Below are 7,380 nucleotides of genomic sequence, written 5' to 3' on the forward strand. Positions count from 1 at the left end.
TCGCCAGCATCGCTCACCGGAGCAACCCCTTCATCTCGATCGTCGGCAGCGCCTTGAGGGCCGCTTCCTCCGCCTCGCGCGCCGCCTGCTCGCGGTTCACGCCGAGCTTCTCCTCCTGGATCTTCTGGTGGAGCTTGAGGATCGCGTCCAGCAGCATCTCCGGGCGCGGCGGGCAGCCGGGGAGGTAGATGTCCACCGGCACCACGTGGTCGACGCCCTGGACGATCGCGTAGTTGTTGAACATCCCGCCGGAGGAGGCGCACACGCCCATGGAGATGACCCACTTCGGGTTGGGCATCTGGTCGTAGACCTGGCGCAGCACCGGGGCCATCTTCTGGCTGACCCGGCCGGCCACGATCATCAGGTCGGCCTGCCGCGGTGAGCCGCGGAAGACCTCCATGCCGAACCGGGCCAGGTCGTAGCGGCCGGCACCGGTGGTCATCATCTCGATGGCGCAGCAGGCCAGACCGAAGGTCGCGGGAAAGACGGAGGACTTGCGGACCCAGCCGGCCGCCTGCTCGACGGTGGTGAGCAGGAAACCGCTGGGGAGTTTCTCTTCGAGACCCATCAGACGTGCCCTTCTCGGAGTCGGTACTCAGGTGTCATGACGTGCGCCGGCTCAGTCCCACTCGAGCCCTCCCCGGCGCCAGTCGTAGGCGTAGGCGACACCGATGAGCCCGACGAAGATCAGCATCTGCACGAGTCCGAACATCCCGAGCGAGTCGAAGTGGACCGCCCACGGATAGAGGAAGACGATCTCGATGTCGAAGATGATGAAGAGCATCGCCGTGAGGTAGTACTTCACGGGGAAGCGACCGCCACCGGCAGGCTGCGGGGTGGGCTCGATGCCGCACTCGTAGGCCGAGAGCTTGGCCCGGTTGTACCGCTTGGGGCCGATGACCGAGGCCATGATCACGGAGAAGACGGCAAAGGCAGCCCCGAGGGCACCCAGCACGAGGATGGGAACGTACGCGTTCACCGGACCTCGCTCCTTCCAGTCGACGGCGACTGCTAACTGAAGATCATCGCTATGTGAGTCAGTTCACAAGGCTGGCCGTATCCTATGCCTCCCCCGTGTGAACCCCGACACGGGGCCCCCCTTGAATTTCTGTGATCTGCCACACCCCACTGTGACCTGCGGTGATAACGCTCCCATCACACCGGGAGGACCGATCGGCAACGCCTTCACCGGAGCCTTCTCAGGGTGTGCCGTCCGGTCCCGCGGGCCCCTTCCGAAAACGTGTGCAGCTGTGATCACGTGACGGAAAAAGCGGGCGCCCGGGCCCCGGGACAGCCCTTACGCTGACGCCCGTGGCCGACCTGACCCTGACCGCCGCCCTCATGCTGTGTCTCGCCGCCGCGATGGCCGGCTGGGTCGACGCGGTCGTCGGCGGCGGCGGGCTGCTCCAGGTCCCCGCCCTGCTGCTCGGCTTCCCCCACCTGCCGCCGACCTACGCGCTGGGCACCAACAAGGCGGTGGCGGTGGCCGGCACCGCGGTGGCCGCGGTGACCTACGCCCACAAGGCACCGGTGGACGTGCGGCTCGCGCTGCGCCTGGGCGGTCTGGCCACCCTGGCCGCGGCCGGCGGTGCGCTGTTCGCCACCGCGGTCGACAAGGAGGTGCTCCAGCCGCTGATCATGGTGCTGCTGCTGGCGGTCGCCGCCTTCGTGGTGCTCCGCCCGCAGTTCGGCGTCCACCACACCGAGCGGGTGCCCTCCCGCCGGAGGACCGCCGCCGCCCTGCTGGTCGCCGGCGCGGGCATCGGCTTCTACGACGGCCTGCTGGGGCCGGGCACCGGCACCTTCCTGGTCATCGCCTTCGTCGCCCTGCTGCACATGAACATGCTGAACGCGTCGGTCACCGCGAAGGTGGTGAACGTGGGCACGAACGTGGGCGCGCTGGCCGTGTTCACGGCGAACGGCACCGTGCTGTGGGCGCTGGCACCGCTGATGGCCGCGTTCAACATGACCGGCGGCTGGCTGGGCGCCCGCATGGCGCTGCGCCGGGGCAGCGGCTTCGTCCGCGTGGTGCTGCTGGTCGTCGTCACCGCACTGGTCTCCCGGCTCGCCTACGACCAGTGGTGGGCCGGCTGACGGGCGCCCCCGCCCCGGGCGGTCAGGCCCGGGGAGCGACCTTCGTGAGGCCGTTGATGACGCGGTCCATGGCGTCGCCGCCCGCCGGATCGGTCAGGTTGGCCAGCAGCTTGAGCGTGAAACGCATCAGCACCGGGTGGGTCAGGCCGCGCTCGGTGGCCAGCTTCATGACCTTCGGGTTGCCGATCAGCTTCACGAACGCCCGGCCCAGCGTGTAGTAGCCGCCGTAGGTCTCCTTGAGGACCTTCGGGTAGGTGCGCAAGGCCATCTCCCGCTGCGCGGGGGTGCGCCGGGCGTGCGCCTGGGTGATGACCTCGGCGGCGATCTGCCCGGACTCCATGGCGTAGGCGATGCCCTCGCCGTTGAACGGGTTGACGAGCCCGCCGGAGTCGCCCACCAGCAGCAGCCCGCGGGTGTAGTGGGGCTGACGGTTGAACGCCATCGGCAGGGCGGCGCCGCGGATCGGGCCCGTCATGTTCTCGGGGGTGTAGCCCCACTCCTCGGGCATCGAGGCGCACCAGGCCTTCAGCACCTCCCGCCAGTCCAGCTCCTTGAAGGCGCTGGAGCTGTTGAGAATGCCCAGGCCCACGTTGGACGTGCCGTCGCCCATCCCGAAGATCCACCCGTAGCCGGGCAGCAGCCGGTCCTCGGGGCCGCGCCGGTCCCACAGTTCGAGCCAGGACTCCAGGTAGTCGTCCTCGTGGCGCGGGCTGGTGAAGTACGTCCGCACGGCGACGCCCATGGGGCGCTTGTCGTCGCGGTGCAGGCCCATCGCCAGGGACAGCCGGGAGGAGTTGCCGTCCGCGGCCACCACCACCGGGGCGTGGAAGGTGACCGGCTTCTTCTCCTCCCCCAGCTTCGCCGTGACGCCGGTGATCACGCCGGTCCGCTCGTCGAGCACGGGGGCGCCGACATTGCACCGCTCGAACAGACGGGCACCGGCCTTCTCCGCCTGCCGCGCGAGCTGCTCGTCGAAGTCGTCACGCCGGCGGACCAGGCCGTAGTCGGGGTAGCTGGCCAGCTCGGGCCAGTCCAGCTGGAGACGGTGGCCGCCGCCGACGATGCGCAGGCCCTTGTTGCGCAGCCAGCCGGCCTCCTCGGAGATGTCGATGCCCATCGCGACCAGCTGCTTGGTGGCGCGCGGGGTGAGGCCGTCGCCGCAGACCTTCTCCCGGGGGAACGCGGTCTTCTCCAGCAGCAGCACGTCCAGTCCGGCCTGGGCCAGGTGGTACGCGGTCGTCGAACCGGCGGGCCCGGCTCCCACGACAATCACATCGGCGTGGTGTTCGGAGGCGGCGGTCTCGGCCACGGTCGGGTCTCCCATCGGTCCCAGGCGGTTCGTCACGAGTCTATGAGGCACCGCCTCAGGGCTTGCCGTCCGGCCGGACACCCCGGTGCAGGGCGACGATCCCGCCGGTCAGGTCGCGCCAGGCCACCTTCGACCAGCCGGCCCGCCGCACCACCTCGGCCAGCCCTCGCTGGTCCGGCCAGGCGCGGATCGACTCGGCCAGGTAGACGTAGGCGTCCGGGCTGCTGGACACCCGGGTGGCCACCGCCGGCAGCGCCCGCATCAGGTATTCGCTGTAGACCGTGCGCAGCGGCGCCAGGACGGGGTGGCTGAACTCACAGATCACCAGCCTGCCTCCGGGCCGGGTGACCCGGAGCATCTCCCGCAGCGCCGCCCCGGTGTCCTGCACATTACGCAGCCCGAAGGAGATCGTCACCGCGTCGAAGACGCCGTCGCGGAACGGCAGCCGGGTCGCGTCTCCGGCGGTGAACGGCAGCCACGGCTCGCGCCGGCGGCCCTCCGCCAGCATGCCCAGGCTGAAGTCGCACGGCACGGTGAACGCCCCGGCCGCGGCGAACGGCAGGGAGGAGGTCCCGGTCCCGGCGGCCAGGTCCAGCACCCGCTCCCCCGGCCGCGCGCCGACCGCCCGGGCAACTTCCTTGCGCCACAGCCGCGTCCGGCCCAGGGACAGCACGTCGTTGGTGAGGTCGTACCGGGCCGCCACGGCGTCGAACATCGCGGCGACTTCCTGGGGCTGCTTGTCCAGCGAGGCTCGTGTCACGCCCCCATTGTCCCGGCACGCTCCCGCCACCCGGGGCCGGGGCCCCCGGACCGGGCCCGCCGCCCCGCCGGGCCCCTGGGCTCAGAGCTCCACCAGGCTCCGCAGGTCGATCTCCACCGGGAACGGCACATCGGTGACGAGCTTGTCCTGGTGCTCCGGATGGGCGGGGGCCGGGATGTACTCCCCCCGGTCGCGGTGCAGCCACAGTTCGTGCACCACCGGGGTATCGTCCTCGCCCCGCTCCACCCGCCAGTAGTAGGGCACTTCGGCAGTGGCGCAGATACCCGGCTTCAGGAAGCGGTCCTCGTTGCGCGAGCCGGGGGAGACCACTTCGACGGCCAGTGCGAGATGGGAGACCGGCGTGCACTCCAGAGTGAAGACATCGAGGCCCGTCCTGTCGTAGACCACCACATCGGGCTTGAGCACCGTGTCGTCCTCCACCATGACGCACCGCTCCACGTCCACCGCGTACGGAGGGCGCCGGGCGCTCTCCAGCCGGTGGTACAGCTGATTGCGCACGCGGTCGTGCCACATCCTGGTCATGCCGCGGACCACGATCACTCCGTCCACCAGTTCCCAGTCGAAGGGCAGCTCCAGATCCTTCACCTGGTCGTACGTCCACCCGTCCGCGGGCGGGAACATCCAGGTGTCCGGGGTGGCCCGGGCCGGTCGTCCGGCGGTCATGAGTACTCCCATGCGGCACAGGATGGTCGGGGAGGCGGCGCGATTCCCCCGCAACGACGGTACCGCCACCGGAACGAAGGAGGGGGCGGCGCGCCGTTGACGGCCGGTGGGGCCCGGGGCCGGTGCGGCGGTGCCGGGGGTCAGCGGCGGCGGTGGACGAGGCGGCCGGCCAGGACGGTGGCCAGGCAGGCGCCGAAGTCGTCGAGGACGGCGAAGTCGGCCCGGCCGCCGGCCGCCGGCGCCGGGACCCGGCCGGATGGACGGACCACCAGGCCGGAACGCTCCACGGCGATGCGGACCGCCGGGTGGGTGAACGGGCCCGACACCGAGGTGACGCCCTCGCGCAGCAGCCGCTGCACGCCGCGCCGGGCGCTGCCGGCCCGCCGGGTGTCGTCCATCGGCAGCGCCGCCAGGGCGGCACCGGTGAGCGGTTCGCTCCCCAGCTCGTCCGCCTCGCGCGGGTCGGGGTGGTAGGCGGCCTCCAGCAGCGCCGCCGCGTCCGGCTCGTGACGCCCCGGCATCAGCAGCCCCGGCCACCGGCGCACCCGGGCGCGCGGATGCGCGGCGGCCAGCTCCGCGGCGGGCCCCAGGGCGGCGATCCGGTCGCCGTCCACCAGGACGGCGTGCCCCTCGGCCGGCTCGCCGTCCGCGGCGGACAGCACGGCCCGCGGCACGTGCAGGGTCAGCACCGGCGGGCGGTCAGTTCGCGTCCACCAGCTTCAGCCCGGGATGCGCGGTGCCACCGTCGATCGCGGTGGAGGACAGGTGCGAGACCACCTGGTCGTCGACCGGGTCGTTCGCCGGGTCGTCGTGCACGACCAGGTGCTCGTAGGTGGTGGCGCGCTGCGCCGGGACGCGGCCCGCCGCGCGGATGAGCCGGATCAGCTCCATGCGGTTGGACCGGTGCCGGGCGCCTGCCGAGGAGACGACGTTCTCCTCCAGCATCACCGAGCCGAGGTCGTCGGCGCCGTAGTGCAGCGACAGCTGGCCGACCTCCTTGCCGGTGGTCAGCCAGGAGCCCTGGATGTGCGCCACGTTGTCCAGGAAGAGCCGGGCGACGGCGATGATCCGCAGGTACTCGAAGAGGGTGGCCTGGGTGCGGCCCTTCAGGTGGTTGTTCTCCGGCTGGTAGGTGTAGGGGATGAACGCCCGGAACCCGCCGGTGCGGTCCTGCACGTCGCGGATCATCCGCAGGTGCTCGATCCGCTCGGCATTGGTCTCGCCGGTGCCCATCAGCATCGTGGAGGTGGACTCCACGCCGAGCCGGTGCGCGGTCTCCATGATCTCCAGCCAGCGCTCGCCGGACTCCTTGAGCGGGGCGATGGCCTTGCGCGGCCTCTCGGGCAGCAGTTCGGCGCCGGCCCCGGCGAAGGAGTCCAGCCCGGCGGCGTGGATGCGGCGGATGGCCTCCTCCACCCCCACCTTCGAGATCCGCGCCATGTGCTCCACCTCGGAAGCGCCCAGGGAGTGGATCACCAGCTGCGGGAAGGCCTTCTTGATCGCCGCGAAGTGCTCCTCGTAGTACTCCACGCCGTAGTCCGGGTGGTGGCCCCCCTGGAACATGATCTGGGTGCCGCCCAGCGCCACGGTCTCCTCGCAGCGCCGCAGGATGTCGTCGAGGCCGCGGGTCCACACGTCCTCACTGCGGGGGGCGGCGTAGAACGCGCAGAACTTGCACGCCGTCACACAGGCGTTGGTGTAGTTGATGTTGCGCTCGATGATGTACGTGGCGATGTGCCCGGTGTCCGCGTACCGGCGCCGGCGGGCGGCGTCGGCGGCCTGTCCCAGGGCGTGCAGCGGCGCGGAGCGGTACAGCTCCAGGGCCTCTTCGGGGCTGATCCGCCCGCCGTCGGCGGCACGGTCGAGCACGGTCTGGAGCTCGGCGCTGCGGGCCATGGGCATCCCTCCGACGGGGGCTGACGAGGACCGCTCCAGCCTACGTCAGGGCTCCGCGCGCCCCCCGGGGCAGCCTCGGCCGGCGCCGCCGCGGCTCACGGCCGCGGTGCCAGGACCGCCGTACTGCCGCCGTCCGGATGGGTGTTGGAGTAGCGCAGGGTGCCGTCCGGCTGCGGGTCGAGCATGATCCGGAACGGTCCGCTCACGCAGGCGGCGGCGGTGGAGCGGGCGGGGTCGACCTCGGCGTCGAACACCAGCTGCTGCTCGCCGACCGAGCGCAGCGTGAGCGGCGTCAGGCAGGTGGACAGGCCCAGGAGATCCGAGCTGACGGAGGTGCCGACCACCTCCCCCGCCTCGCCCGGCTCCAGGGTCACGGTCAGAGGTCCGGCCGGAATGCCCAGGCCGATGTCGATGTCGCCCGTCCACTGCCCGGCGTACTCGGCGGGCAGGGTGACCGGCGGCGGAGTGTCCGGCGGGGCGGTGGGCGCCCCCGGTGTGTCTCCCGGGGGCGCGGCGTCCGGGAGCAGGGCGCCGGACAGCCCGGCCAGATGTCCGGCGACGGCAAGGGCGGCCAGCACCCCGGCGGCGCCCGCGACGCGGCGCGCCCGGCGGGCGCGGGGCGCGGCGGGCGCGACGG

General features: G+C 71.9%; 8 protein-coding genes and 1 pseudogene. 1 reads left to right on the top strand and 8 read right to left on the bottom strand.

Features of this window, described 5'->3' with window-relative positions; translation table 11 throughout:
- Nucleotides 1–13: 13 nt before the first annotated feature.
- Nucleotides 14–568 carry a NuoB/complex I 20 kDa subunit family protein gene (locus ABD299_RS13495; RefSeq protein ID WP_344261907.1) on the bottom strand — a complete coding sequence of 185 codons (555 nt, stop codon included), beginning with the start codon at nt 566–568 and terminating at the stop codon, nt 14–16.
- A 51-nt stretch (nt 569–619) separates the two neighbouring features.
- The gene (locus tag ABD299_RS13500; RefSeq protein WP_344261909.1) at nt 620–979 is read right to left on the bottom strand and encodes an NADH-quinone oxidoreductase subunit A; all 360 of its coding nucleotides are present in this window, start codon (nt 977–979) and stop codon (nt 620–622) included.
- 332 nt (nt 980–1,311) lie between these two features.
- Here ABD299_RS13500 and ABD299_RS13505 point away from each other — a divergent pair, with 332 nt between their 5' ends.
- A complete protein-coding gene (locus tag ABD299_RS13505) occupies nt 1,312–2,094 on the top strand; it encodes a sulfite exporter TauE/SafE family protein (RefSeq protein ID WP_344261911.1) in 783 nt (260 codons plus the stop codon).
- Nucleotides 2,095–2,116: 22 nt separating this feature from the next.
- Here the strand turns inward: ABD299_RS13505 and ABD299_RS13510 are convergent, their stop codons facing one another.
- From ABD299_RS13510 to ABD299_RS13535, 6 genes and pseudogenes are all read right to left on the bottom strand, one after another.
- Nucleotides 2,117–3,418 (bottom strand): geranylgeranyl reductase family protein, encoded by a 1,302-nt coding sequence (locus ABD299_RS13510; protein WP_344261931.1) that lies wholly within the window; start codon nt 3,416–3,418, stop codon nt 2,117–2,119.
- A gap of 40 nt (nt 3,419–3,458) precedes the next feature.
- The gene (locus ABD299_RS13515) at nt 3,459–4,163 is read right to left on the bottom strand and encodes a demethylmenaquinone methyltransferase (RefSeq protein WP_344261913.1); all 705 of its coding nucleotides are present in this window, start codon (nt 4,161–4,163) and stop codon (nt 3,459–3,461) included.
- Nucleotides 4,164–4,244: 81 nt separating this feature from the next.
- Nucleotides 4,245–4,847, bottom strand: coding sequence for a Uma2 family endonuclease (locus ABD299_RS13520; protein ID WP_344261915.1), 603 nt, complete (start codon nt 4,845–4,847; stop codon nt 4,245–4,247).
- Nucleotides 4,848–4,987: 140 nt separating this feature from the next.
- Entirely contained in the window at nt 4,988–5,536 is a 549-nt protein-coding gene (locus tag ABD299_RS13525; protein WP_344261917.1) for an imidazolonepropionase-like domain-containing protein, read from the bottom strand.
- A 10-nt stretch (nt 5,537–5,546) separates the two neighbouring features.
- The gene (gene mqnC / locus ABD299_RS13530; RefSeq protein ID WP_344261919.1) at nt 5,547–6,743 is read right to left on the bottom strand and encodes a cyclic dehypoxanthinyl futalosine synthase; all 1,197 of its coding nucleotides are present in this window, start codon (nt 6,741–6,743) and stop codon (nt 5,547–5,549) included.
- 95 nt (nt 6,744–6,838) lie between these two features.
- Nucleotides 6,839–7,380 (bottom strand): annotated as a pseudogene (locus tag ABD299_RS13535) (hypothetical protein); the annotation flags it as partial.

Origin of the sequence: Streptomyces sodiiphilus (genome assembly GCF_039529215.1) — a bacterium.
In the GTDB taxonomy this organism is placed as follows: domain Bacteria; phylum Actinomycetota; class Actinomycetes; order Streptomycetales; family Streptomycetaceae; genus Streptomyces; species Streptomyces sodiiphilus.